Source organism: Pseudonocardia sp. ICBG162 (assembly GCF_020496225.1).
Classification (GTDB): domain Bacteria; phylum Actinomycetota; class Actinomycetes; order Mycobacteriales; family Pseudonocardiaceae; genus Pseudonocardia; species Pseudonocardia alni.
The window spans coordinates 1-24,523 of the sequence record NZ_JAHLJD010000017.1 but is presented as its reverse complement, the minus strand read 5'-3'; the positions used below and the strand labels follow the sequence as shown (position 1 = coordinate 24,523).

Sequence of the window (24,523 nt, the reverse complement as noted above, 5' to 3'; positions counted from 1 at the left end):
CCTGCCCCGCCGTCCGGCGCCGGTGCACTCCCGTGAGGTGCCGTCGCTGCTCACGGGCTCGCAGTGGCTCAGCTATGTGGCACTCGTCACACCGGTGACCAGGTAATTGCGATGCGCAATGCAATGTTGCGTAGCGGAAGAATGCACCGGAATGCGTCCGACCTGCACTGATGTGTTTTCCGTGAGGATCGGGCCGGACGTGACGTCGCGATCCGATCACCGACCGTCGCGCGCAATTCCGTGTTGCTCGACGCAATGGCGGCGGACGCAATGGATTCGTAACCGGAGAACCGGGATGCTGTGGTTACCGTGCGACCCACCACCGAACCGCACCGGCCGCCTGCACACCACGCGGGGAGCGGCCGTCCCGGACAGACAGGACTCTGATGCGATCAACTCGAGTCGCGGCGCTGCTCGCGCTCTCCCTGACCTCCGCGCTGGTGCTCAGCGCCTGTGGCGGCGGGGGAGGCGGCACCACGGGCGACGCCCAGGGCGCCCCCACGATCTCGGTCTACGGCACCGAGCCCGAGAACGCGCTGCTGCCGGGCAACACCCGCGAGGTCGGCGGCAGCAAGATCCTCGACGCGCTGTGGTCCGGGCTGGTCGACTACAACCAGCAGGGCGAGCCGGAGAACAAGGTCGCCGAGTCCATCGAGTCGACCGACTCGCAGAACTGGACGATCCGCATCAAGGACGGCTGGACCTTCCACGACGGCACGCCGGTCACGGCGAAGAGCTTCGTCGACGCGTGGAACTACGTCGCGCTGAAGACCAACGCGCAGTCCAGCTCGGAGTTCTTCTCCAACGTCGCCGGGTTCGACCAGGTCAACCCGGACGAGGGTGAGCCGACGGCGCAGGCCATGTCCGGCCTGCAGGTCGTCGACGACCGCACCTTCACCGTCGCGCTGACCTCGCCGTCGCCGGTCTTCGTCAACACCCTCGGCGACGTCGCGTTCTACCCGATGCCCGAGTCGTTCTTCGCCGACCCGGCCGCGTTCGAGGCGAACCCGGTCGGCAACGGCCCGTTCCGCTACGAGTCCCGGGTGCCCGACCAGAACGTCACCGTGACCCGCTTCGCCGAGTGGGGCGGCGAGCAGCCGGTCGGGGTCGGCGGTGTCGAGTTCCGGTTCTACGCCGACAGCGAGGCCGCCTACCAGGATGTCGTCAGCGGCAACCTGGACTTCCTCGAGACCATCCCCGGCTCGTTCCTGATCGACAACCTGTACCAGCAGGACCTCGCCGACCGGAACGGCAACCAGCCCTACGCCGGCACCAACACGATGACGTTCCCGATCTACGACCAGCGCTACACCGACCCGCAGCTGCGGCAGGCGATCTCGATGGCCGTCGACCGCGAGGCGATCATCAACAACGTCTACAACGGACTCGTGAAGCCGGCCACCGGCTTCATCCCCGAGGGCGTGCCCGGCAAGGTCGACGACCAGTGCGGCGAGCTGTGCACCTTCTCCCCGGAGCGGGCCAAGCAGCAGTTCGACGCCTCCGGCTTCACCGGCCCGATCGAGCTGATCTCCAACGTCGACTCCGCGATCAACCGCGAGTGGATGCAGGCCGCCTGCGTCAGCATCAGCAACACCCTCGGCGTGCCGTGCAACTTCGTGCCGGTCCCGACCTTCTCGGAGTTCCTGGACCAGCGCCGGGCCGAGAGCCTGACCGGCATCTTCCGCTCCGGCTGGGTCGCCTCGACCCCGACCATGGACTACGTCCTGCGTCCGCAGTACACGACGGGTGCGGCGAACAACAACAGCGGCTACACCAACCCGCGCTTCGACGCGCTGGTCAACCAGGGTTCGACCGCCGCCACCGCCGAGGAGGCCTACGCGCTGTGGGCCGAGGCCGAGCGCGTCCTGATCCAGGACATGCCTGCCGTCGCGATCAACGACCAGTCCGCGCAGTTCGGCTGGTCGCCGCGTCTGCAGAACGTCGAGCTGACCTACGGCCGTGAGCTGGACCTGGAGACCGTGACCGTCCAGGAGTGACGCCGCCCCACCACCACACACCGGCGGCCGGGTGACCACCCGGCCGCCGGTGCACGTGCCCGGCGCGAACCGCCGGGCACCCGAACCCGGAGGTGACCCGTGGGGCGCTATGTCCTGCGACGACTCCTGCAACTGGTGCCGGTGTTCCTCGGCACCACGTTCCTCATCTACTTCATGGTCTGGGCGCTTCCCGGCGACCCGCTCGCCGGCAAGTGCGGCGACCAGGCGTGCCCGCCCGCGTTCATCGAACGCATGCGGGAGGAGTACGGGCTCGACCGGTCGATCTTCGTCCAGTACGCCACCTACCTCGGCAACCTGGTGCGGGGCGACTTCGGGGAGAACTTCCGCGGCCAGGAGGTCTCCACGCTGATCGCGAACGCCTACCCGGTCACGATCCAGCTCGCCGTCGTGGCGCTGGTCATCCAGGCGATCATCGGCCTGACCGCGGGCGTGCTCACCGGTCTGCGGCCGGGCGGGTTCCTGGACAACGTCGTGCTCACCGCGACCCTGTTCCTGGTCGCCGTGCCCGTCTTCGTCACCGGCTACGTGCTGCAGTCCGTCCTCGGGCTGCGGCTGGGTCTGATCCCGCCGACCGTCCCGGCGAACCCCGGGTTCCTGGACCTGGTCGTGCCCGGCTACGTGCTCGGCAGCCTGTCGCTGGCCTACGTGGCCCGGCTGACCCGGACGTCGATCGCGGAGAACCTGCGCGCCGACTACGTCCGCACCGCGACCGCGAAGGGCCTGACCCGGCGTCGTGTCGTCGGGGTCCACCTGACCCGCAACTCGGCGATCCCGGTGATCACCTTCCTCGGCGCGGACTTCGGCACGCTCATGGGCGGGGCGATCGTCACCGAGGGCATCTTCAACATCCGCGGGATCGGTGGGCTCATCTTCGGCTCCATCCAACGGCTCGACGGGGTGGTCGTCACCGGCGTCGTCGTCCTGCTGGTGATCGTCTACCTGCTCGCGAACCTCGTCGTGGACGTCACCTACGCGCTGCTCGACCCGAGGATCCGCCTTGACTGACCCCACCACCGCCACCGCAGACAAGCCCGTCGCCGCCGCCGGTCGCGCCGAGGCGACGGCCCGCACCCGCAGCCTCAGCGGCGACGCCTGGCACGACCTGCGCCGTCGCCCGTTGTTCCTCGTCGCGGCGGGCCTCATCACGTTCCTACTGGTCATGGCCGCGTTCCCGCAGCTGTTCACCTCGGTCGACCCCACCCTCGGCGACCTGTCCCGGGCCCGCGAGGACCCCTCGGCCCAGGCCTGGTTCGGCTACGACCACCTCGGCCGCGACGTCTACGCGCGCACCGTCTACGGCACCCGCGTCTCGATCGTCGTCGGGGTGCTGGCGACGACGGCGGTCGTGCTCGTCGGCGCCGTCATGGGCCTGATCGCCGGGTTCGCCGGCGGCTGGGTCGACTCGCTGCTCGCCCGCGTCGCCGACGTCTTCTTCGGTGTGCCGTTCATCCTCGGCGCGATCGTCGTGCTCTCCACCTTCCGCGCGTCGGTCGGGCAGAGCGTGATCGGCATCAGCGGCCTGGTGATCGGCACGATCGGGCTGCTGTCCTGGCCGATCGTCATGCGGATCATGCGGTCCGCCGCGATCGCCGCCCGCAACCAGGACTACGTCAAGGCCGCCCGCGCGCTCGGCGCGAGCCCGTGGCGGATCATCCGGCGGCACATGCTGCCCAACACCATCGCCCCGGTGATGGTGTACGCGACGATCGCGCTCGGTGCGTTCATCGGGGCCGAGGCCACGCTGTCGTTCCTCGGCGTCGGCCTGCGCGACCCCGTCGTCTCCTGGGGCGTGATGATCAGCGAGGCGCAGAGCTACCTGCGGACCTCGCCGCACCTGCTCCTGTTCCCCGGCGCGTTCCTCGTCGTCACCGTGCTGGCCTTCGTGCTGCTCGGCGACGCCGTGCGCGACGCGTTCGACCCGAAGGGCCGGTCATGACCCCGCTGCTCGAGGTGGAGGACCTGCACGTCGAGTTCCGCACCCGCGACGGCGTCGCCCGGGTGCTGAACGGCGTCGGCTACCAGGTGCACGCGGGGGAGACCCTCGCCGTCCTGGGGGAGTCCGGGTCGGGGAAGTCGGTCACCGCGAACACGGTGATGGGCATCCTGCCGACCCCGCCCGCGACCGTCACCGCGGGCTCGGTCCGCTACCGCGGCGAGGAGCTGCTCACCGCGACCGAGGAACGGCGCCGCGAGCTGCGCGGCGAGAACGTCGCGATGATCTTCCAGGACGCGCTGTCGGCGCTGAACCCGGTGTTCACCGTCGGGTTCCAGATCGGGGAGCAGCTGCGGACGCGGCGGGGGATGAGCAAGCGCGACGCGCGGGCCCGCGCCGTCGAGCTGCTCGACCTCGTCGGGATCCCCGGGGCGGCGCAGCGGGTCACGAACTTCCCGCACGAGTTCTCCGGCGGGATGCGCCAGCGCGTCATGATCGCGATGTCGCTGGCGCTGGACCCGGACGTGCTCATCGCCGACGAGCCCACGACCGCGCTCGACGTCACCGTGCAGGCCCAGATCATGGACCTGCTCGCCGAGATCCAGCGCGAACGGGAGATGGGGCTGGTCCTCATCACCCACGACCTCGGCGTCGTCGCGGAGGTCGCCGACCGGATCGCGGTGATGTACGCGGGCCGCATCGTCGAGCAGGGCGACGTGCACCAGCTCTTCGCGAACCCGGCCCACCCGTACACCGAGGCGCTGCTCGCGTCGATCCCGCGGCTGGACAGCAAGGGCACCGAGCTGCAGGCGATCACCGGGCTCCCGCCGACGCTCACCGCCATCCCCGACGGCTGCCCGTTCCACCCGCGCTGCCCGCGCGCGGTGGAGCGCTGCCTCGGCACCGACCCGCCGCTGATCCCGCTGCCCGGAGCGCGGGCGTCGGCGTGCCTGTTCGCGGAGGACCTCGTATGAGCGAGCCCGTTCTCGAGGTCGACGACCTCGTCAAGCACTTCCCGGTGAAGGTCGGTGCGGTCGTCAAGCGCACCGTCGGCCACGTGCGCGCCGTCGACGGCGTCTCGTTCTCGCTGAACAAGGGCGAGACGCTGGGCATCGTCGGCGAGTCCGGCTGCGGGAAGTCGACCCTGGCCCAGGTGCTGATGCGGCTGGAGCCGCCGACGTCGGGCTCGGTGCGCTTCCACGGCGAGGACATCTTCGCCCGCCGCGGGGCGGAGCTGCGGGCGCTGCGCCGGCAGATGCAGATCGTGCTGCAGGACCCGTACACGTCGCTGAACCCGCGGATGACGGTCGCCGACATCGTCGGGGAGCCGTTCGAGATCCACCCCGAGGTCGCGCCGAAGGGGGAGCGGCGGGCGAAGGTGCAGGAGCTGCTCGACGTCGTCGGGCTCAACCCCGACTTCGTCAACCGCTACCCGCACCAGTTCTCCGGCGGGCAGCGGCAGCGCATCGGGATCGCCCGCGCGCTCGCGCTGCGCCCGGAGATCATCGTGTGCGACGAGCCGGTGTCCGCGCTCGACGTGTCCATCCAGGCGCAGGTGATGAACCTGCTCGGGAACCTGCAGCGCGAGTTCGGGCTGTCCTACATCTTCATCGCCCACGACCTGTCCGTCGTGCGGCACCTGTCGGACCGGGTCGGCGTGATGTACCTGGGCAAGATGGTGGAGCTCGGGACCGAGCAGGAGATCTACACCCGGGCGTCGCACCCGTACACCCAGGCGCTGCTCTCCGCGGTGCCGGTGCCCGACCCGTCGGTCCGGGAGGGGCGCAAGCGGATCCGGCTCACCGGTGACGTCCCGAGCCCGGTGGACCCGCCGAGCGGCTGCCGGTTCCGGACGCGCTGCTGGAAGGCCACCGACATCTGCGCGACCGAGGAGCCGCCGCTGGTGACGCGGCCGGGTGGGCACCATCCGAGCGCGTGCCACCACGCCAGCGAGGAGTACCTGCTGCCGACCTGAGACCGGACGGCCCGGTGTCCGCCCGGTGCCGCGGACACCGCCCCGGCACCGGGCGCGACCGGGTACGCCGCGATCAGTCCGGTCCGCGGTAGGTGTGCCCGGTCGGAGTGGTGGTGACGACGGCCCCGTCGGGGGCGCGGGCCACGTGCCAGCCGGATTGTTCGCGGACGTGGTTGTGGAACTCGCAGACTCCACGTCCGTTGTCGAGTTCGGTGCGTCCACCGTCGGCATCCCGCCGGATGTGGTCGATGTGGCGGACGGGTGCGTCGCAGTAGGGCTCGGTGCACCGGTTCTGCGCTCTGGCTTTCACGAGGGTGGCGAGGAGTCCGGTGAAGGTACGTCTGCGGGAGTCCCCGCCGATGACGATGCCTTGGTCGGTGAGCAGGCGGCGTAGGGACTTCGTCCCCTCGGAGGTGGCGAGCAGGTCGGCCGGAACGGGCCCCAGGCCGGGGATCTCGGCGGGCAGTGGTGACTGCGGGTCGAGCAGGGCCTGCACGGGCACGGTGACCTGTACTTCGAGGTTCACCGCCGTCGCGGTGGCCTGTCCGGTGACGCGTTCGACGAGGGTGTCGGCCATCACCTGCCCGCGGGTGCGGGTCAGCGGCTGCGGGTCGACCTGGACCTCGACGAACGCTCTCTGGAGCGCGGCGAGGCAGGCGGCGCCCTGTTCGACCGGGACGTAGGTGGTCAGGTAGCTCATCGCATCCGGTGCCGGGCGCAGTGTCACTCGGCGTTCGGCCTTGGCGGCGTGGACGCGGGCGCGGAAGCGGTCGGGGGCGATCTCGGCGACCAGACGCCGGGTCATCGCCCGCAGCCGGCCGATGCCGTACCGGGTCAGGTCCCGGTTGGTGGCAAGCCGGGCGTCGACCTGCGCGCGTTGGGTGGTGTCGAGGTCGCGGCATTCGACGGCGATCGCGGTGACCTTCGCGGCGCTGAGCTCGCTGGCTCGGTGCAGGCCGCGGATCCGGTCGAGCCCGGAGTGCAGGTCGCGGGCGTTCGCCGCCCGGGTTCGGGCCTCGGTGGTGGAGACCCGGCAGGCGAGCTGGATCTGGGCGACCACGCTGCGGTGGAGCTTCCCGGGATCCAGGTCGGCCGGGCCGTTCTCCACGTGGGAGCGGGCGAAAGCCCGGATCCGGGTGGACTGCAGTGCGGCGAGCGAGGCCTGGAGCGACTCGATCTCCTGGATCTGGTCGATCAACTCCGACTCGGACCACGCGCAGGTGTCGGCGCTGAGGGCCTGTTCGACGAGGAACCGGAGCAGGGTGAGGTCACCGGACGGAAACCCGCCGCCGGGCACGCCGGTGGCGTGGGCGGGTGGTCCCTGGGTGGCGGTCACACCATCGAGGATACTCGAACGTGTGTTCGATCTCTAGTTTCTGTTCGCTATCGCGAATCCCTGAGCTGGGGTGATGAGGCTCCTCGGGCGGCGACCGAGGCGGTCAGGGCCCCGCGCTCCTCAGACCCGCGCGCCGTGCCGGCGGGCGTCGTCGCGGGACAGGGTCCGCCCCGTCCCGCACACGGGACACCGCATCTCGTAGCGACTGCGCAGCGGCAGCACCGGCACGAAGAACAGCGTGAACCGGGTCCTCCGGTGCACGGCGGGCTGCGGACCCGGGTGACCGCAGTTCCCGCAGCCCAGCGCGACCAGGCCCAGCGGGCGCTCCTTGCCCGACAGCCCGAAGATGACCAGCACGCCCCCAGGTTAGAGGCGTGCCACCTCCCGCAGCGCGGCGAGCGCCCCGGCCTCGACGAGGTCGGCGTTGATCGCGGCCCCCGCGAACGCCCCCGCGGCCGCCGCGGCCCCCACCTGCGCGCTCAGGTCGGTGACGTTGCCCGCGACCCACACGCCCTCGACCGTGCTGCGGCCCATCGCGTCGGCGACGAGGTGCTGCCCCATCCCGCTCGGGTGCTCGACCGGGACCAGGCCCAGCTCGGCGAGGAAGCCGGCGCGGGCCTCCATCCGGGTCGCCACCGCGACGACCTCGCGCGCCAGCACGCCGGACGGCGTGACCAGCCCGGTGATCGCGCCGTCCTCCCGTACGACCTCGCTCACCGGCCCGTCGACGACGGCGATGCCGAGCGCGTCGAAGCGCTCCCGCTGCTCCGCGGTCGGCTCCGCCGAGTGCGACACGTAGATCACGTCCGCACTGAGCTGCCGGAACAGCAGCGCGTGGTGCGCGGAGCCGGGGGCGGTCCCGAGCACCGCGATCGGGCGGTCGCGCACCTCGTAGCCGTGGCAGTAGGGGCAGTGGACGACGTCGGCGCCCCACCCCTGCGCGAGTCCCGGCACGTCGGGCAGCATGTCGACCAGCCCGGTCGTGACGAGCAGCCGCCGGGCGTCGAGGGTGGTGCCGTCGGCGAGGGTCACCGTGAAGCCGTCGCCGGTGCGGCGGGCGCCGACGACCTCGCCGTCGACGAGGGCGCCGCCGTAGCGGCGGACCTCCTCGCGGCCGGTCGCGAGCAGCTCGGCCGGGGCGACGCCGTCGCGGGCGAACAGGCCGTGCGCGGCGGCGGCCGGAGCGTTGCGGGGCATGCCGGAGTCGACGACGACCACCGACCGCAGGGAGCGGGCGAGCATCATGGCCCCGTTGAGTCCGGCCGGGCCGCCGCCGATCACGACGACGTCGTGGCGCTGTGCTGTGTCCATGACCCCAGCCTGGCGAGCGGCCGCGCGCAACAGCAAGTTTCTTTGCCGGACCGGCAACGTGCAGAATGGGTGCATGTCCCTGCACGTGCACCACGCCGGCGACCCCGCCGGGCCACCGGTCCTCGCCGTCCACGGCGTGACCGGCCACGGTCTGCGTTGGCGGCCGCTGTTCGCGGCGCTGCCCCGGCTGCGCTGGATCGCCGTCGACGTCCGCGGGCACGGGCGGTCGCCGTGGGCGCCGCCGTGGAACCTGGAACGCCACGTCGCGGACCTGGTGGAGGTGCTCGACGCCGAGGGGGTCGGGCGCGCCGCCGTCGTCGGGCACTCCTTCGGCGGCGCCGTCGCCACGCACCTCGCGCGGACCGCGCCCGACCGCGTCGACCGGCTCGCGCTGCTCGACCCCGCACTCGGGCTCGACCCGCAGGACATGCTCGACGCGGCCGAGGACACCCGCGCCGACGTCACGTTCCCGACCCGCGACGCCGCCCGCGCGGCCAAGGCCGAGAGCTGGGCCGACGTCCCCGGCGCGCTCGTCGACGCCGAGGTGGACGAGCACCTCGAACAGCGCGACGGCGCCTGGCGCTGGCGCCTGAGCCAGGCGTCCCTGGTGGCCGCGTGGGCGGAGATGGCGCGCCCGGCGGTCGTCCCACCGGCAGGTCTGCCGACGCTGGTCGTCCCCGCCGGCCGGGCCGACTACGTCTCCGACGACTGGCTCGACGCCTGCCGCGCCGCGCTCGGCGCGGACCTGACCGTCGCCCCCGTCGACGCGGGGCACATGGTCTACCTGGAACGCCCGGCCGAGGTGGCGGCGCTGCTGCGGGAGTTCCTCGGGTGAGCGACCGCGACGACGGGCACCTGCGCGAGCTCGTCCGGCTCCGCCGGGTCCGGGACCGGATCGACCGCGAGTACGCGCGCCCGCTCGACGTCGCCGAGCTCGCCCGCGCCGAGCACGTCTCGGCCGGGCACCTGTCGCGGGCGTTCCGCAGGGCCTACGGCGAGTCGCCCTACAGCTACCTGATGACCCGGCGGATCGAACGCGCCATGGCCCTGCTGCGCCGCGGCGACCTCACCGTCACCGAGGTCTGCTTCGCCGTCGGCTGCTCCTCGCTCGGCACCTTCAGCACCCGCTTCACCGAGCTCGTCGGGATGCCGCCGTCGGCGTACAAGCGCGCCGCCCGGGACGGCACGCAGGGGCTCCCGGCGTGCGTCGCCAAGCAGGTCACCCGACCGGTCAGGAATCGAGAAGCACCGGGACCCGCGACCTCCCTAGCGTGAGCGTCATGACCGAACCCGCCATCACCATCCACGCCGGATTCCTCCCGCACACCGACCCCGAGGCCTCGCTCGCCTTCTACCGCGACGGCCTGGGCTTCGAGGTCCGCCTCGACGTCGGCCAGGGCACCATGCGCTGGCTCACCGTCGGCCCGCCCGGGCAGCCCGACGTCTCGATCGTCCTCGCCCCGCCCGCGGTGGACCCCGGCGTCACCGACGACGAGCGCCGCACCATCACCGAGATGATGGCCAAGGGCACCTACACCGCCGTGCTGCTCGCCAGTAACGACCTGGAGGCCGCGTTCGACAGGCTCCAGGCGAGCGGGGCCGAGGTCGTCCAGGAACCGGTCGACCAGCCGTACGGGGTGCGCGACTGTGCCTTCCGCGACCCCGCGGGCACGATGGTCCGCATCCAGCAGCGGCCCTGAGACGGGCCGGACGGGGGATCCACCATGCACGCAGCCGACAGCCACGACCTCATCCGCGTGCACGGTGCGCGCGAGAACAACCTGCGCGACATCTCCGTCGAGCTGCCCAAACGGCGGCTCACGGTGTTCACCGGGGTGTCCGGCTCGGGCAAGAGCTCCCTGGTGTTCTCGACGATCGCCGCCGAGTCCCAGCGGATGATCAACGAGACCTACAGCGCCTTCGTCCAGGGCTTCATGCCGAACCTCGGCCGCCCCGACGTCGACGTCCTCGACGGCCTCACCACCGCGATCATCGTCGACCAGGAGCGCATGGGCGGGGACGTGCGCTCCACCGTCGGCACCGCCACCGACGTCGGTGCGCTGCTGCGGATCCTGTTCAGCCGGCTCGGGAAGCCCTACGCCGGCCCGGCGAAGGCGTTCTCGTTCAACGTCGCGACGATCAGCGGCTCCGGCGCGGTGACCGTCCGCAAGAACGGCCAGCAGGTCAAGGAGCGTCGCGAGTTCGAGATCGTCGGCGGTGCCTGCCCGCGGTGCGAGGGCCGCGGCTCGGTGTCCGACTTCGACCTCACGGCCCTGTACGACGAGTCGAAGTCGATCGTCGAGGGCGCCCTGACGATCCCGAACTACTCCGTCGACGGCTGGTACGGCCGGATCTTCGCCAACTCCGGCTTCTTCCCCGGCGACAAGCCGATCAGCAGCTTCACGAAGCCCCAGCTGAACGCACTGCTCTACAAGGAGGCCACCCGGATCAAGGTCGACGGCATCAACGTCACCTTCGAGGGGCTGATCCCGCGGATCCAGAAGTCGTTCCTGGCCAAGGAGCGCGAGGCGATGCAGCCGCACATCCGGGCGTTCGTCGACCGGGCCATCGTGTTCCAGCGCTGCCCGGACTGCGACGGGACGCGCCTGTCCGAGCTGGCCCGGTCCTCGAGGATCCGGGGCATCTCCATCGCCGACGCCTGCGCCATGCAGATCTCCGACCTCGCCGACTGGGTCCGTGACCTCGACGAGCCGTCCGTGGCCCCGCTGCTGGGCTCGCTGCGCCACACGCTCGACTCGTTCGTCGAGATCGGGCTCGGCTACCTGTCGCTGGACCGGCCGTCCGGGTCGCTGTCCGGCGGCGAGGCCCAGCGCACCAAGATGATCAAGCACCTGGGGTCGTCGCTGACCGACGTCACCTACGTCTTCGACGAGCCGACCATCGGCCTGCACCCGCACGACATCGCCCGCATGAACGACCTGCTGCTGCGCCTGCGCGACAAGGGCAACACCGTGCTCGTCGTCGAGCACAAGCCGGAGACGATCGTGATCGCCGACCACGTCGTCGACCTGGGGCCGCGGGCGGGCTCCGACGGCGGGCACGTCGTCTACACCGGCGACCTCGACGGGCTGCGGGCCTCGGGCACGCTGACCGGCCGGCACCTGGAGTACCGGGCGTCGCTGAAGCCGTCGGTGCGGACCCCGAGCGGGTACCTGGAGATCCGCGGGGCGGACCGGCACAACCTGCGCGGCGTCGACGTCGACGTCCCGCTCGGGGTGCTCACCGTCGTCACCGGGGTGGCCGGGTCGGGCAAGAGCTCGCTGATCCACGGCTCGATCGCCGGGCGCGACGGGGTGGTCGTCGTCGACCAGGGGGCGATCAAGGGGTCGCGGCGCAGCAACCCCGCCACCTACACCGGGCTGCTCGAACCGATCCGCAAGGCCTTCGCCAAGGCCAACGGCGTCAAGCCCGCCCTGTTCAGCGCCAACAGCGAGGGCGCCTGCCCGAACTGCAACGGCGCGGGCGTCGTCTACACCGACCTGGCGATGATGGCCGGCGTCGCGACCACCTGCGACGTCTGCGACGGTCGCCGCTTCGACGCCTCGGTGCTCGGGTACACCTTCGGCGGGCGCGACATCAGCGAGGTCCTCGCCATGCCGGTGGCCGAGGCGGAGAAGTTCTTCGGGGCGGGCGAGGCCCGCACCCCGGCCGCGCACCGGATCCTGGAGCGCCTCGCCGACGTCGGGCTCGGCTACCTCACCCTGGGCCAGCCGCTGACCACGCTGTCCGGCGGCGAGCGCCAGCGGCTCAAGCTGGCGGTGCACCTGGGGGAGTCCGGCGGGACGTTCGTCCTCGACGAGCCGACGACCGGGCTGCACCTGGCCGACGTCGAGCAGCTCCTCGCGCTGCTCGACCGGATCGTCGACGGCGGCCGCTCGGTGATCGTCATCGAGCACCACCAGGCCGTGATGGCGCACGCCGACCGGATCATCGACCTCGGCCCCGGTGCCGGGCACGACGGCGGCGCGGTCGTCTTCGAGGGGACGCCCGCCGAGCTCGTCGCGGACCGGTCGACGCTGACGGGCGAGCACCTGGCGGCCTATGTCGGCGCCTGAGGACACCCCGCGGCACGAGGTCGCGGTGCTGGTCCGCCCCGGGGTGCGGCCGATGGAGCTCGGCCTGGTGCACCAGATCCTCGGCGGTGCCCGGTCGGCCGACGGGGAGCCGCTCTACCGGGTGCGCACCTGCGCGCTGCACCCCGGGACGGTGCCGACCGACGCGGACTTCCACGTCGTGGTCGGGCACGGGCCGGAGCTGCTGGCCCGGGCCGACACCGTGGTCGTGCTCGCCACGCAGGACGACCACGAGCCGTCGGTCGTCGCCGACCCCGCTCTCGGCGAGGCCCTGGCGTCGCTACGCCCCGGCACCCGGCTGGCCTCGATCTGCACGGCCGCGTTCCCGCTGGCGGAGGCCGGGCTGCTCGACGGTCGTCGCGCCACCACGCACTGGCTGTCCGCGGAGGCGTTCCGGTGCCGGTTCCCGCGGGTCGACCTGGACCCCGCGGTGCTCTACGTCGACGAGGGCGAGGTGCTCACCGCGGCCGGCGAGGCGTCGGGCATCGACCTGTGCCTGTACCTGGTCCGGCGCGACTTCGGCGCCGCCGTGGCGAACGACGTCGCCCGCCGGACCGTGGTCCCGCCCTACCGGGAGGGCGGCCAGGCGCAGTACATCGCCCGGCCGGTCGCGGACGACGGACCGGGCACGGGCACCGCCGCGGCCCGCGAGCGGATGCTCGCCGACCTGGCGCGGCCCTGGACGCTGGCCGAGCTGGCCGCGTCGCTGCACGTCGGCGTGCGGACACTGACCCGCCGGTTCCGGGAGGAGACCGGGCAGAGCCCGCTCGGGTGGCTGCTGCGCCGGCGCGTCGAGCGGACCCGGGAGCTGCTCGAGACCACCGACCTCCCGGTCGGCCGGATCGCCGACGAGGTCGGGTTCGGCACGGCGACGGCGCTGCGCCGCCACGTGTGCCGCGAGCTCGGGGTGCCCCCGCTGCACTACCGGCGGACCTTCCGGGGCGGCTGAGCCCGCCGGACGAGCAGGGGTGCGGCGAGCAGCGCCGCGGCGACGACCGCGGCGACCAGCGGCACCGCGCCGGGCCCCAGGGCGGCGGCCGCGACGAGCGGCCCGCCGAGGAGCACGACGGCGACCGCGGCGGCCCGCACCGCGACCGTCCGCGGCGGCACGGGCAGCGCGAGCGGCCCCACGAGCCGGGCCGCCCCGGCCGCGACGGCGACGGCCACCGCACCGACGACCAGCGCGGCGGTCGGCGGGACGTTCACGACGACGAGCAGCGCGCCGACCGCGACGACGACGGCGGCACAGGGGAAGGTCGGAGAGGACATGCCCCGATGCTCGGCCGCACCCGGCCGGACCGGGAGTGGCCCGCGGGCCACCTCGCGAACGGATCGGGCCATGCCGGTCAGAGCAGCGGCAGGTACGGCCAGGTCGTCGTCGCGCGGTGGGCCGTGGCCCGTCCCGCCCCGAACGGCACCGCCACGCCGGTGACGACGCTGCAGACGACCCCGGCGGCGTCGTCGGCGGGGTCGCGGCCGTTCCACCCAGCGAAACCGAACGAGGCGGTGGTGCCGATCGTGTAGGGCAGCACGTCGGGCAGCAGCCGGTCGGCGACCCGGCGGGCGTAGGCGCTCGGGTCGCCCACCGCGGCACCGGCGGCGACGACCTGCTCGGCCTTCTTCGCGAACATCCCGCCGAACTCGGCGCGGTCGGCGGCCGGGCGGCCCCGGCCCAGGTGCTCGCGCAGCGGCGCGTCGAGCCCGGCGAGGACCTCCCCGACCAGGGGCAGGCCGCGCCGGTGGGTCTGCGGGCCGCCCTGCCCGGCGGCGGGCGCGACGGTGGCCCACACCCCGATCCGGCCCGCGGCGCGCATCGCGACCGGGGCGAGCACGGCGTCGGGGATCTCCAGCACGACCGCGGCGACCCGGTTCCCGGTCGGCGGGGCCGCGGGCAGCACCCGGCCGGACAGGTCGACCGGTGTCCCGTGCTCGACGGCGGTGGTGACCGCGGCGAGCAGCCCGGGGTCGACCGGCGCCGGGTCGGCGGCGGTGCCGGTCCACAGCCGCAGCCCGTCGGTGCCCGCCACGGTCGACCCGGTGCGGCCCGCGGCGACGACCGTCCCGCACGCCGCCGGGTCCTCGGCGTCGGCGCCGCTCAGCCTGCGCAGCACGACCGGGCGGGTGCCGTCGGCGGGGTCGGCGCCGTCGACGACGACCCGGTAGGTCAGGTCCTCGACCGCGTCGCCGTCGCCGTCGATGCGCAGGTCGTAGGTCGCGCCGGACGCGAGACCGCCCACCGCGGAACGGTCGGTGGTCAGGGCCAGGACGGTGCCCCGGCGGCCGCGGAACACGAACAGGTCCGCGACCCGCAGACGGGGGTCGACCGGCTGGGACATGCGCACGCTCCGGGGCCGCTCGGCGGACGGTCCGGCCGGCCGCTTCGATCGCGCACAACCGAGGACGGGGGAGCGGTCATCCCGGGATCGCGGTGGATGCCCGAGACATCATCAATTTCCGGTACGTGCCCCGTCCCGCAACGAGTCCCGGATCTCGCGCAGCACCGCGGTCTGCTCCTGCACCGCGGAGATCAGCACCGCGAGCTGGTCGTCGCCGTGGCGCATCTCCTGGTAGAGCGCGCTCACCGCGTAGGCGGTGGCGGCGGTGTGGCCGTCGGTCGCCTGGGGGTAGTCCTGCGCCTTGTCGGCCGCCTCGAGGAGGTCGAGCGCGTGCTCGATGACGTGCTGCCCGCTCTCGCGGTGGCTGTGCGGTTCCGGCATGTCCGAATCGTACTCATTCCGGGTGACGCGGCCCGGCGACTTCGGTCGTGGTGCGCACGACCTTCGGCGGGTGCGCCACCGTCACGCCACCCGGCAGGCTGACCGTCGATCCCGGGGGGTCGGGAGACGGGAGGGGACCGGTGGCCGTCCCGTTCGAGCGGAAACCTGCTGGACGGCGCCGGTCCGCCCCCTATGGTCGACGTGTGCCGGTCCGCCCCGCCGTGATCTCCGCCGTGCTGGTGGTCGCGGTGCTCGCCGCCGGGCTCACCGTCGCCGAGACGCAGGCCACCGCCGGGGTGCTGCAGTGGACGCTGCTCGTCGTCGGACTGCTGATGATCGGCTCGATCGCGGTGCGCTACCGGGCGCCGCGGGTGTTCGCGGTGCTGGCCGTGCTCGGCCCGCTCGTCTCGCCCGTCGCCACCTACCTGCCGCTGGTCGGGGTGTTCGTGATCGCGACCCGGCGCCGCGCGGTGGAGACGCTGCCGGTGCTGGCCCTGGCGGTGGGGGCCGCCGCGGTCACGCTGTACCGCAACGTCCCCGACGGCCCGACGGTGCTCGTGCTGCTCGGCGGCGCCGTCGCGTTCCAGGCCATCTCGGTGACCGCGGGCCTGCTGACCGGGATCCGCCGCGCGATGGTCGACGACCTGCGCGAGCGGCTCGCCCGCGCCGAGGCCGAGCGCGCGGTGCGCGAGGAGCAGGCCCGCGCCGACGAGCGGCGCCGGATCGCCGGGGAGATGCACGACCGGCTCGGGCACCGGCTGTCGTTGCTGTCGGTGCACGCCGGGGCGCTGGCGCTGCGCGGGGACCTGCCCGCCCGCACCGTCCGCGAGACCGCGCGGGTGCTGCGCGACACCACGCACCGCGCGATGGAGGACCTGCGCACGATTGTCCAGGTGCTGCACGAGCCCACCGGCGACGTCCCCGACGAGGTCGACGACCTCGGTGCTGTCGAGGAGCTCGTCGCCGAGGCCCGCGCGGTCGGCGCGGACGTCCGCCTCCGGTCGACGGCGCTGCTGACGGTGTCCCCGCCGGGGCGCCCGCTGGCCGGGGTCGTGCACCGGGTGGTCCGCGAGGGACTGACCAACGCCGCCCGGCACGCACCCGGGGCCCGGGTCGAGGTCGCCCTCGACGGGCGGCCCGGCCGGGACCTCACCGTCACCGTCACCTCCGGGCCGTCCGCGGCCGGTCCGGCGCCCGAGGGTGCCGGGACCGGCCTGGTCGGGCTGCGCGAGCGGGTCGAGACCCTCGCCGGCGGGACGCTGACCCACGGCCCGACGCCGTCGGGCCACCTGCTGCGCGCGGTGCTGCCGTGGCGGGAGGAGGCGGGATGACCGCGAGCGCGATCCGGGTGCTGCTCGTCGACGACGACCCGCTCGTCCGCTCCGGGCTGCGGGTGATGCTCGACGGGCACGCGCTGCCCGGCGACGGCACCGGACCGGTACGGCGCATCCAGGTGGTCGGCGACGCCGGTGACGGCGACGAGGTGCCCGCCGCCGTCGCCGCGGGGCGGCCGCACGTGGTGCTGATGGACCTGCGGATGCGCCGCGTCGACGGCGTCGCCGCGACCCGGGAGGTGACCTCGCGGCCCGACGCCCCGACCGTCGTCGTGCTGACCACGTTCGACGCCGACGAGCACGTCGTGCGGGCGCTGCGCGCCGGGGCGAGCGGGTTCCTGCTCAAGGACGCCGCGCCCGAGGGGATCGTCGAGGCCGTCCGCGCCGCCGCCGACGGCGACGCCGTGCTGTCCCCGGCGATCACTCGGCGGTTGATCGGCATCGTCCGCGGCGACGGCGCCGGGCCGGTCGACCGCAGGCGCGCCGCCCGGGCCCGGCTCGACCGGCTCGCCGGCCGCGAGCGCGACGTCGCCGAGGCCGTCGCCCGCGGCGGCTCCAACGCCGACATCGCCGCCGAGCTGCACATGTCGGTGGCGACGGTGAAGTCCTACGTGTCCCGGCTGCTGCGCGAGCTGGGCCTGGACAACCGGGTGCAGATCGCGCTGCTCGTCCGCGACGCGACGGACTGACCCGTCCGGCGGACTAGCGTGGCCGTGTGACGACGAGCGAGACGGTCGCCGCGGCGATGGCGGACACGGCCGCGGCCTGGCTGGACACCCTGGACGACGACCGGCTCGCGACCGCCCACGGCGACGGCCCGTCCGGCGACGCCGGGTCCGACGCCGAGCGTCGTCGCTGGTTCTACACCCCCACCGACCACGGGGGGCTGACGCTGCACGCGCAGACCCCTGTGCAGCAGCAGCGCGCGATGCGGCTCGTCGCCTCAGGGCTGTCCGAGGCCGGCTACGCCACCGTGGCGACGGTCATGGGGCTGGAGAACGTCCTGGACCGGGCGCAGGACTGGCCCACCCGGCCGTACCGGGAGCGGTTCCGGGACCCGGCGCTCTACCACCTGCGGATCTTCGGTGACCCGGGCGCGCGCACCTGGGGCTGGCGCTTCGGGGGGCACCACGTGTCGGTGAACGCACTCGTCGTCGACGGGCGGGTGGCCGCGGCCACGCCGTGCTTCCTCGGCGCGAACCCCGCGACGACGCCGCTGCTCGGCGGGGGTGTCGCGCGCCCGCTCGGTCCGACCGAGGACCTGGCCCGGGAGATCGTCCGCGGGCTCCCGTCCGAGCTCGCCGGGGCCGCGGTCCTGTCCGCCGGGGCCCCGCCGGACCTGGTGACGGCGAACCGGCCGCTGGTCGCGCCGGGCGACCGGCCGCTGCCGACCTCGGCGATCCGGCGGGAGAGCCCGCCCGGGCCGGTGGACCCGGTCGACGGCACCGAGGCCGTCGCGCTCACCGGCGCGGCGCGCGGTGTCCCGGCGAGCTCGCTCGACGACCGCGGCCGCGGCCTGCTGCGCCGCCTGCTCTCGGCCTACCTGGACCGGGCACCGGCCGGGGTCTCACCCGCCGGCCGCTACGACGACGACGCCGCCCTCGACGAGGTGCACATCGCCTGGGCGGGCTCGCTGGAGCCGGGGGAGCCGCACTACCACCGGCTCCAGGGGCCGCGGCTGCTGCTGGAGTGGGACAACACCCAGGACGGCGCGGACCACGCCCACTCGGTGTGGCGCGACCCGGAGAACGACTTCGGCGTGGACCTGCTCGACGACCACCACCGGGCCTTCGCCCACCGGTGAGTCCCCTCACGACGGCCTGCGCCCCACGGGATCCGGCGGCGAGGATCGGGGCATGTACCCGCCCCCGCCCGAGCTCGCCGCACACGCCAACGTCACCGCGGCGGCCTACGACGAGGCCGCCGCCGACCCGGAGGCGTTCTGGTGCGCGCAGGCCCGGCGCCTGGAGTGGGACCGCGCGCCCGAGCAGGGCTACGACGGCAGCCGCTGGCCCGAGGTCACCTGGTTCGCCGACGGCACGCTGAACGTCGCGCGCAACTGCGTCGACCGGCACGTCGAGGCCGGTGCGGGGGACACGGTCGCCCTGCACTGGGAGGGCGAGCCGGGGGACCGGCGCACCGTCACCTACGCCGACCTGCAGCGCGAGGTCGCCCGCTGCGCGCACGCGCTCACCGCGCTCGGGGTGGGGCGCGGCGACGTCGTCGTCGTGTACCTGCCGGTGCTGGTCGAGACCGTCGTCGTGATGCTCGCCTGCGCCCGGATCGGGGCGGTCCACTCGCTGGTCTTCGGCGGATTCTCCGCCCCGGCACTGCGGTTCCGGCTCGCCGACGGGGCGGCGAAGCTGCTCGTCACCACCGACGGCCAGTACCGGCGCGGGAAGGCCGTCCCGGTCAAGGCGAACGCCGACGAGGCCGCGGCCGGGGTGGAGTCGCTGGAGCACGTGCTGGTGATCCGCCGGACCGGCTCGGAGGTCGGCTGGACCCCCGGGCGCGACGTGTGGTGGCACGACGTCGTCGACACCGCGCCGGAGGTCCACGAGGCCGAGGCCTTCGGAGCCGAGAGCCCGCTCATGCTCGTCTATACCTCCGGCACCACCGGCACGCCCAAGGGTCTTCTGCACACCATGGGCGGCTACCTCACCCAGGCGTCCTGGACGGCGTGGGCCTGCTTCGACCACAAGCCCGACGACGTCTACTGGTGCACCGCCGACCTCGCCTGGGTCACCGCGCACACCTACGAGGTCTACGGCCCGCTGTCCAACGGCGTCACACAGGTGATCTACGAGGGCACCCCGGACACCCCGGAGCGCGGCCGGCACTTCGAGATCATCGAGCGGTACGGCGTCACCGTGTACTACACCGCGCCCACCCTGGTCCGTACCTACATGAAGTGGGGCCGCGACGTCCCGGGCCGCCACGACCTGTCGTCGCTGCGGCTGCTCGGCACCGTCGGCGAGGCGATCAACCCCGAGGCCTGGCGCTGGTTCCACGAGGTGATCGGCGGGAGCCGGTGCCCGATCGTCGACACCTGGTGGCAGTCCGAGACCGGTGCGGCGATCTGCGCGCCGCTGCCCGGCGTGACGTCGCTGGTCCCGGGCTCGGCGACCCGGCCGCTGCCGGGACTCTCGGTGCGGGTGGTCGACCGCGACGGGCGGACCTGCGACCCCGGCGAGGGCGGGATCCTGGTGATCGACCGGCCGTGGCCGTCGATGGCACGGACCGTGTGGGGCGACCCGGAGCGGTTCCGCGCGTCCTACTTCGCCGACTACGCCGAGCAGGGCTGGTACAAGGCGGGCGACGGCGCCGTCGTCGACGAGCGCGGGTACGTGACGCTGCAGGGCCGGATCGACGACGTCATGAACGTCTCCGGGCACCGGCTCGGCTCGATCGAGCTGGAGTCGGCGCTGGTGTCGCACCCGCGGGTCGCCGAGGCGGGCGTGGTCGGGGCACCGGACGCGACGACCGGGCAGGCCGTCGTCGCGTTCGTGACGGTCACCGACGGCCCGACCGAGGGCCTCGCCGCGCAGCTGCGGGCGCACGTGGCGCGCGAGATGGGGCCGGTCGCCCGGCCCCGCGAGGTCGTGCTCGTCGCGGAGCTGCCGAAGACCCGCTCGGGCAAGATCATGCGACGGCTGCTGCTCGACGTGACCGCCGGGCGCGAGCCCGGCGACACGACGTCGCTGGTGGACCCGGCCGCCTTCGCGGAGCTGGCGGCCGGGTACCGGCGGAGCTGAGCTCAGGCGATGCGGCGCAGCTTCTGGATCACGAGCTCGCCGTCGAGCAGGTCGCCCATGATCCCGACGAAGTGCACCAGGTGCGGGGTCTGCAGGTGCGCGTCGAGCTTCGCCTCGGACTCCCAGTTCTCGTAGAAGAAGAACACCGCGGGGTCGTCCCAGCCCTGGTGGAGGTCGTAGTTGACGTAGCCGTCCTCCTTCGACGTCGGCTCGATCAGCTTCTCGAGCTCCGCCTTCAGCTCCTCCTCCTTGCCCGGCTTCGCGCGCATCCGGGCGATCACGGTGAGCAGGTCGCGGTTGTCGTCGGTGGGAGTGGGCATCGTTGCCTCCGGCTCGATTGGTTGTGCACAACGAGTATGGCGCATCTCGCCCGGTGGAGTCTGCCCGCAGTCGCTACCGTCGGCAGAATGATCGGTGCGGCGGACACCCGGGAGACGGCGGACGCGATGGCCGGGGCCGCGCTGGCCTGGCTGGACACCCTCGACCCGGCGCAGCGGGAGGTCGCCGTCGGGCACGCCCCGACCGGTGACGGCGACGCCGACGCCGAGCGCCGCCGCTGGTTCTACACCCCCACCGACCACGGCGGGCTCACCTTCCACGACCAGCTCCCGCCGCAGCAGCGCGCCGCCATGAAGCTGGTCGCGTCCGGGCTGTCGCGGGCCGCCTACGTCACCGTCGCGACCGTGATGGGGCTGGAGAACGTCCTCGACCACACCGAGGGCTTCGTGACGCTGTTCGACCGGACCCGCGGCCGGGACCCGCAGATGTACCACCTGCGCGTCTTCGGCGAGCCGGGGGACACCGGCACCTGGGGCTGGCGCTTCGGCGGGCACCACGTCTCGATCAACATGCTGGTCGTCGACGGCGTCGTGGTCGCCTCGACCCCGTGCTTCCTGGGCGCCGACCCCGCGACCTCCGAGCTGCTCGGCGACGCCGTGCTCCGCCCGCTCGGACGGGTCGAGGACCTCGCCCGCGACCTCGTCCGCTCGCTGCCCGCCGAGCTGCGCGAGCGTGCGGTGCTGCTGGACAAGGCCCCGCCGGACCTCGTCGCCGCCAACCGCACCGAGCCGCAGGAGGGCGACAACTGGATCCCGCTGGCCGGGATCTGGCGCACCGAGTCCTTCGGCGACCCCGAGCAGCAGCGCAAGCTCGACGACATGAGCGAGGCCATCGAGGAGCGGGCCGCGTTCACCGACGCGCAGAAGGAGACCGTCGCGCTGTCGCGCACCCCGGCCGGCGTGCCGGCGGCGGATCTGGACGCCGGGGGCCGCGAGATGCTGCGCGCGCTGCTGGGCACCTACCTGAAGCGGGTCGCCGAGCCGCTGCAGCCGATCTCCCGCTACGACGACGACACCGAGCTCGACGCCGTGCACCTCGCCTGGGCGGGGCCGCTGGAGGACGGCGCCCCGAACTACTACCGGGTGCAGGGCCCGCGCCTGCTCATCGAGTGGGACAACACCCAGCGCGACGCCAACCACGCCCACTCGGTGTGGCGCGACCCGTCGGCCGACTTCGGCCTGGACGTGCTCGGCGCGCACCGGGCGGCGCACCACCTCGGCTGACCCGGCCGCCGCGTCACCGCAGGCCCGGCTCGAACGGGAGCCGCCACGGCTGCGGGGCGTCGAGCACCCGCAGCGCCACCGGGTCGGAGCCGTCCGCGCCGACGTCGACCGCGACCACCCGGTCGTCGCCCGGCGCGGTGCGCCCGGGGGAGCGGAACGACACGTAGGCGCGGACCCGGTCGGTCGAGCCCGGCAGGTACTGGCGGAACGAGTGCAGCGCCGGGGTGTTCGCGGACGGGACGCCCGTCGCCGCGAGGTACGCGGCGGCCACCCGTTCGGCGGCCGCCCGGTAGCCGGTCGCCCCGGCCGGGCCGAAGTCGAGCGTCGCGCCCTCGTGCACGCCGTGCCGGGTCGCGCGCACCGTCGTGCGGTGCCGCACCCGCGCGGCCGCGGCCTCGGCCGCCTCGCGCAGGACCAGCGCCCGCGGCCGGTCGGGCCCGGGCGGCCCGGGCCGGACGGCGTCGGCCGGGTCGAGCACCCGCACCGACAGCGTGACCGGTCCGTCCGGGTCGATCCCCGCCAGGTCGGCGCGCGCCCGGGCGGCGTCGAGGGCGCACCGGTCCAGGAGGGCCAGCAGCGCCGCGCCACCGTCGGTGGCCGTGGACGGCCCGGCGACGACGGTCAGCTCGGCGACCAGTCCCGCGGCGTCGTCGATACCCGGGCCCGGGCCGCCGGGGCGGTCGATCCGGCGCAGCTCGCGGATCCCCGCCACGTCGGCGCCGCACCCGTCGAGCGCCCTGGTGAGGCTGCGCAGCTCCGCCGCCTCGGCCCGGGCCCGCGCCACCGCGGGCCCGACGGCGAGCGCGCACCGCGACCCGGGTGGACAGGCGCCGCCCGGGCCGGTCGCGAAGGACGCGACCGCGTCGGGGTCGCCGACGACCGCGGCCGTGACCTCGTACCCACCGACGGCGCCGAGCCCCCGCACCGACAGCACGCGCAGCGCTCCCGGTGCCTCGCGCTCGGCCGCCTGCCGGGCGAGCTCACGCACGCGGTCGTGGCGGGCCGGGCCGTACCACCACACGAGGCCCGCCGCCCCGACCAGCAACGCCGCCACCACCACGACCACGAGCACCGTCCTCGACACGGGGGGATCGTGCCCCGGCCGCCGCGGCGCCGGCACCGTCGAACTACGGGGCCGGTCAGTCCCGGTAGGCGGGCGCCCGGCTCGGGCCCTCGCGGTGGTCGCGCTCCAGCAGCGGCCGCCAGCGCGGCGCGACCAGGGTGGACAGCACCACCACGCTGGTGGAGCGGGCCACCAGCGGTGAGCGGCCGAGCGCGAGCAGGGTGTCCTGCAGGTCCTCGTGCGACGACGCCGCGAGCCGGCACAGCACGTCCGACGAGCCGGTCGTCGCGTACGCCTCGGTGACCGCGGGCAGCGCGGCGAGCTCGGCGGCGACGTCGCCCAGCTCGCCCTGCGCGATCTCCAGCGTCACGAACGCCTGCACGCCGTACCCGGCCGCCGGGAGGTCGACGTCCGGGCCGTACCCGGTGACGACCCCGGCACGTTCCAGCCGGTCCAGCCGCGCCTGCACCGTCCCGCGGGCGACCCGCAGCGTGCGCGAGAGCTCCAGCACCCCGGCCCGCGGCCGGTCGCGCAGCGCGGCGAGCAGGTCGACGTCGAGGGCGTCCAGGGACAGCACCCGGCGAGCCTAGCCGCGGCTCAGCCGGCCGGGACGGGCTCGCGACGGGCGAAGTCCGGGGCCCGCTCCGGCCGGAAGCCCACACCCACCAGGTAGGCGGGCACGATCTGGGCGGCCGGGACCGCGCGCATCAGCCGCAGCAGCGGAGCCGGGGGGCCGTCGAGCCGTCCCGCCAGCGCCGGGCCGGCGATGTTGCGGTGCATGATCCGCTGCAGGCCCTGGACCAGCACCGTCGGGAGCAGTCTGCGGTTGCGGACCCGGCCGAGGTCCCGCTCGGTGAGGGTGCCCCGCTGCAACGGGGCGGCGAGCAGGGTCGCGGCGGCGACCGCGTCCTGGATCGCGAGGTTGATCCCGACGCCGCCGATCGGGGACATCGCGTGCGCGGCGTCGCCGATGCAGAGCAGGCCGTCGACGTGCCAGCGGCGCAGCCGGTTGAGCTTCACGTCGAGGTGCTTCACCTCGTCCATCGACGCGATCTCGTCGACCCGGTCGGCGTACTCCGGCATCAGCTCGGCGGTGTCGGCCCGGAACGACTCGACGCCCGCGGCGCGCAGCCGCGCGTCGGCGCCCTTGGGGGCGAGGTAGCCGATCTGGTAGTAGCCCTCGCGCGGGATGACCACCGCGAAGCGCCCCTTCCCGATCCGCGGGCGCAGGGTGGCCCGCTGCTCCTCGGGGCGGCGCGGCAGCCGGAACCACCAGGTGTCGAACGGGACGTCGTACTCGGTCACGGGCAGGCCGGACCCGGTCCGGAGGACCGAGTGCCTCCCGTCGCAGGCGACGGTGAGGTCGGCCCGGATCTCGCCGGTGGTCTCCGCGCCGGGCGCGGTCGTCGTCGCGTACCGGACGCC

At 74.0% G+C, this 24,523-nt stretch carries 25 protein-coding genes; 15 read left to right on the top strand and 10 right to left on the bottom strand.

Features of this window, described 5'->3' with window-relative positions; all coding sequences use genetic code 11:
• Positions 1–386 precede the first annotated feature (386 nt).
• The 5 genes from KPL60_RS14100 (at position 387) to KPL60_RS14080 (ending at position 5,926) form a co-directional block, all read left to right on the top strand.
• The gene (locus tag KPL60_RS14100; RefSeq protein WP_226366109.1) at positions 387–1,997 is read left to right on the top strand and encodes an ABC transporter substrate-binding protein; all 1,611 of its coding nucleotides are present in this window, start codon (positions 387–389) and stop codon (positions 1,995–1,997) included.
• 99 nt (positions 1,998–2,096) lie between these two features.
• A complete protein-coding gene (locus tag KPL60_RS14095; protein WP_226357634.1) occupies positions 2,097–3,023 on the top strand; it encodes an ABC transporter permease in 927 nt (308 codons plus the stop codon).
• Positions 3,016–3,954: an ABC transporter permease gene (locus KPL60_RS14090; RefSeq protein WP_226357633.1), complete on the top strand. Its 939-nt coding sequence runs from the start codon at positions 3,016–3,018 to the stop codon at positions 3,952–3,954. The genes KPL60_RS14095 and KPL60_RS14090 overlap by 8 nt, the downstream gene beginning before the upstream one ends.
• Positions 3,951–4,925: an ABC transporter ATP-binding protein gene (locus KPL60_RS14085; protein WP_226366108.1), complete on the top strand. Its 975-nt coding sequence runs from the start codon at positions 3,951–3,953 to the stop codon at positions 4,923–4,925. Before KPL60_RS14090 ends, KPL60_RS14085 begins: the two co-directional genes overlap by 4 nt.
• A complete protein-coding gene (locus tag KPL60_RS14080) occupies positions 4,922–5,926 on the top strand; it encodes an ABC transporter ATP-binding protein (RefSeq protein WP_226357631.1) in 1,005 nt (334 codons plus the stop codon). Before KPL60_RS14085 ends, KPL60_RS14080 begins: the two co-directional genes overlap by 4 nt.
• A gap of 73 nt (positions 5,927–5,999) precedes the next feature.
• Here the strand turns inward: KPL60_RS14080 and KPL60_RS14075 are convergent, their stop codons facing one another.
• The 3 genes from KPL60_RS14075 to KPL60_RS14065 form a co-directional block, all read right to left on the bottom strand.
• Positions 6,000–7,262: an HNH endonuclease signature motif containing protein gene (locus KPL60_RS14075; protein WP_226366107.1), complete on the bottom strand. Its 1,263-nt coding sequence runs from the start codon at positions 7,260–7,262 to the stop codon at positions 6,000–6,002.
• A 120-nt stretch (positions 7,263–7,382) separates the two neighbouring features.
• Positions 7,383–7,619 carry a zinc ribbon domain-containing protein gene (locus tag KPL60_RS14070; protein WP_226366106.1) on the bottom strand — a complete coding sequence of 79 codons (237 nt, stop codon included), beginning with the start codon at positions 7,617–7,619 and terminating at the stop codon, positions 7,383–7,385.
• A 9-nt stretch (positions 7,620–7,628) separates the two neighbouring features.
• Entirely contained in the window at positions 7,629–8,573 is a 945-nt protein-coding gene (locus KPL60_RS14065) for an NAD(P)/FAD-dependent oxidoreductase (RefSeq protein WP_226366105.1), read from the bottom strand.
• A 73-nt stretch (positions 8,574–8,646) separates the two neighbouring features.
• Between KPL60_RS14065 and KPL60_RS14060 the strand changes: the two genes are divergently transcribed.
• The 5 genes from KPL60_RS14060 to KPL60_RS14040 are packed head-to-tail and all read left to right on the top strand — an operon-like array spanning position 8,647 to position 13,616.
• Complete coding sequence (locus KPL60_RS14060) at positions 8,647–9,408, top strand: alpha/beta fold hydrolase (protein ID WP_226357628.1); 762 nt, start codon at positions 8,647–8,649, stop codon at positions 9,406–9,408.
• A complete protein-coding gene (locus KPL60_RS14055) occupies positions 9,405–9,848 on the top strand; it encodes a helix-turn-helix transcriptional regulator (protein WP_226357627.1) in 444 nt (147 codons plus the stop codon). Before KPL60_RS14060 ends, KPL60_RS14055 begins: the two co-directional genes overlap by 4 nt.
• A gap of 5 nt (positions 9,849–9,853) precedes the next feature.
• Positions 9,854–10,273 (top strand): VOC family protein, encoded by a 420-nt coding sequence (locus KPL60_RS14050; protein WP_226357626.1) that lies wholly within the window; start codon positions 9,854–9,856, stop codon positions 10,271–10,273.
• 24 nt (positions 10,274–10,297) lie between these two features.
• On the top strand, positions 10,298–12,649 hold the full coding sequence (locus KPL60_RS14045; protein ID WP_226366104.1) for an excinuclease ABC subunit UvrA: 2,352 nt from the start codon (positions 10,298–10,300) through the stop codon (positions 12,647–12,649).
• Positions 12,636–13,616 (top strand): GlxA family transcriptional regulator, encoded by a 981-nt coding sequence (locus KPL60_RS14040; protein ID WP_226366103.1) that lies wholly within the window; start codon positions 12,636–12,638, stop codon positions 13,614–13,616. The genes KPL60_RS14045 and KPL60_RS14040 overlap by 14 nt, the downstream gene beginning before the upstream one ends.
• On the opposite strand, the gene KPL60_RS14035 is transcribed toward KPL60_RS14040, so the two are convergent.
• The 3 genes from KPL60_RS14035 to KPL60_RS14025 form a co-directional block, all read right to left on the bottom strand.
• Positions 13,589–13,936 (bottom strand): hypothetical protein, encoded by a 348-nt coding sequence (locus KPL60_RS14035; RefSeq protein ID WP_226366102.1) that lies wholly within the window; start codon positions 13,934–13,936, stop codon positions 13,589–13,591. The genes KPL60_RS14040 and KPL60_RS14035 overlap by 28 nt on opposite strands.
• A 77-nt stretch (positions 13,937–14,013) precedes the next feature.
• Positions 14,014–15,003 carry a DUF4331 domain-containing protein gene (locus tag KPL60_RS14030; protein WP_226364824.1) on the bottom strand — a complete coding sequence of 330 codons (990 nt, stop codon included), beginning with the start codon at positions 15,001–15,003 and terminating at the stop codon, positions 14,014–14,016.
• Between the two features lie 111 nt (positions 15,004–15,114).
• Entirely contained in the window at positions 15,115–15,384 is a 270-nt protein-coding gene (locus KPL60_RS14025) for a hypothetical protein (protein WP_226357621.1), read from the bottom strand.
• A 203-nt stretch (positions 15,385–15,587) separates the two neighbouring features.
• On the opposite strand from KPL60_RS14025, the gene KPL60_RS34665 reads away from it, so the two are divergent.
• From KPL60_RS34665 to acs, 4 genes are read left to right on the top strand one after another with little or no spacing between them, the layout of a single operon-like run.
• Positions 15,588–16,715, top strand: a complete 1,128-nt coding sequence (locus KPL60_RS34665) for a histidine kinase (RefSeq protein WP_226364823.1) — start codon at positions 15,588–15,590, stop codon at positions 16,713–16,715.
• On the top strand, positions 16,712–17,407 hold the full coding sequence (locus tag KPL60_RS14015; protein ID WP_226364822.1) for a response regulator transcription factor: 696 nt from the start codon (positions 16,712–16,714) through the stop codon (positions 17,405–17,407). The genes KPL60_RS34665 and KPL60_RS14015 overlap by 4 nt, the downstream gene beginning before the upstream one ends.
• Positions 17,408–17,433: 26 nt before the next feature.
• Positions 17,434–18,522, top strand: a complete 1,089-nt coding sequence (locus KPL60_RS14010; RefSeq protein WP_226364821.1) for a DUF3500 domain-containing protein — start codon at positions 17,434–17,436, stop codon at positions 18,520–18,522.
• Positions 18,523–18,574: 52 nt separating this feature from the next.
• Positions 18,575–20,473, top strand: coding sequence for an acetate--CoA ligase (gene acs / locus KPL60_RS14005; protein ID WP_226364820.1), 1,899 nt, complete (start codon positions 18,575–18,577; stop codon positions 20,471–20,473).
• 2 nt (positions 20,474–20,475) lie between these two features.
• Here the strand turns inward: acs and KPL60_RS14000 are convergent, their stop codons facing one another.
• Positions 20,476–20,793: a putative quinol monooxygenase gene (locus KPL60_RS14000; protein ID WP_073574481.1), complete on the bottom strand. Its 318-nt coding sequence runs from the start codon at positions 20,791–20,793 to the stop codon at positions 20,476–20,478.
• 87 nt (positions 20,794–20,880) lie between these two features.
• On the opposite strand from KPL60_RS14000, the gene KPL60_RS13995 reads away from it, so the two are divergent.
• Positions 20,881–22,035: a DUF3500 domain-containing protein gene (locus tag KPL60_RS13995; RefSeq protein ID WP_226366101.1), complete on the top strand. Its 1,155-nt coding sequence runs from the start codon at positions 20,881–20,883 to the stop codon at positions 22,033–22,035.
• A 13-nt stretch (positions 22,036–22,048) separates the two neighbouring features.
• Here KPL60_RS13995 and KPL60_RS13990 read toward each other — a convergent pair whose 3' ends face one another.
• The 3 genes from KPL60_RS13990 to KPL60_RS13980 form a co-directional block, all read right to left on the bottom strand.
• Positions 22,049–23,119 (bottom strand): hypothetical protein, encoded by a 1,071-nt coding sequence (locus tag KPL60_RS13990; protein WP_226364819.1) that lies wholly within the window; start codon positions 23,117–23,119, stop codon positions 22,049–22,051.
• A 55-nt stretch (positions 23,120–23,174) separates the two neighbouring features.
• Entirely contained in the window at positions 23,175–23,675 is a 501-nt protein-coding gene (locus tag KPL60_RS13985; RefSeq protein WP_226357614.1) for an Lrp/AsnC family transcriptional regulator, read from the bottom strand.
• Between the two features lie 20 nt (positions 23,676–23,695).
• Positions 23,696–24,523 (bottom strand): FAD-dependent monooxygenase (locus KPL60_RS13980; protein WP_226366100.1); only part of this gene is annotated, 828 nt, incomplete at its 5' end.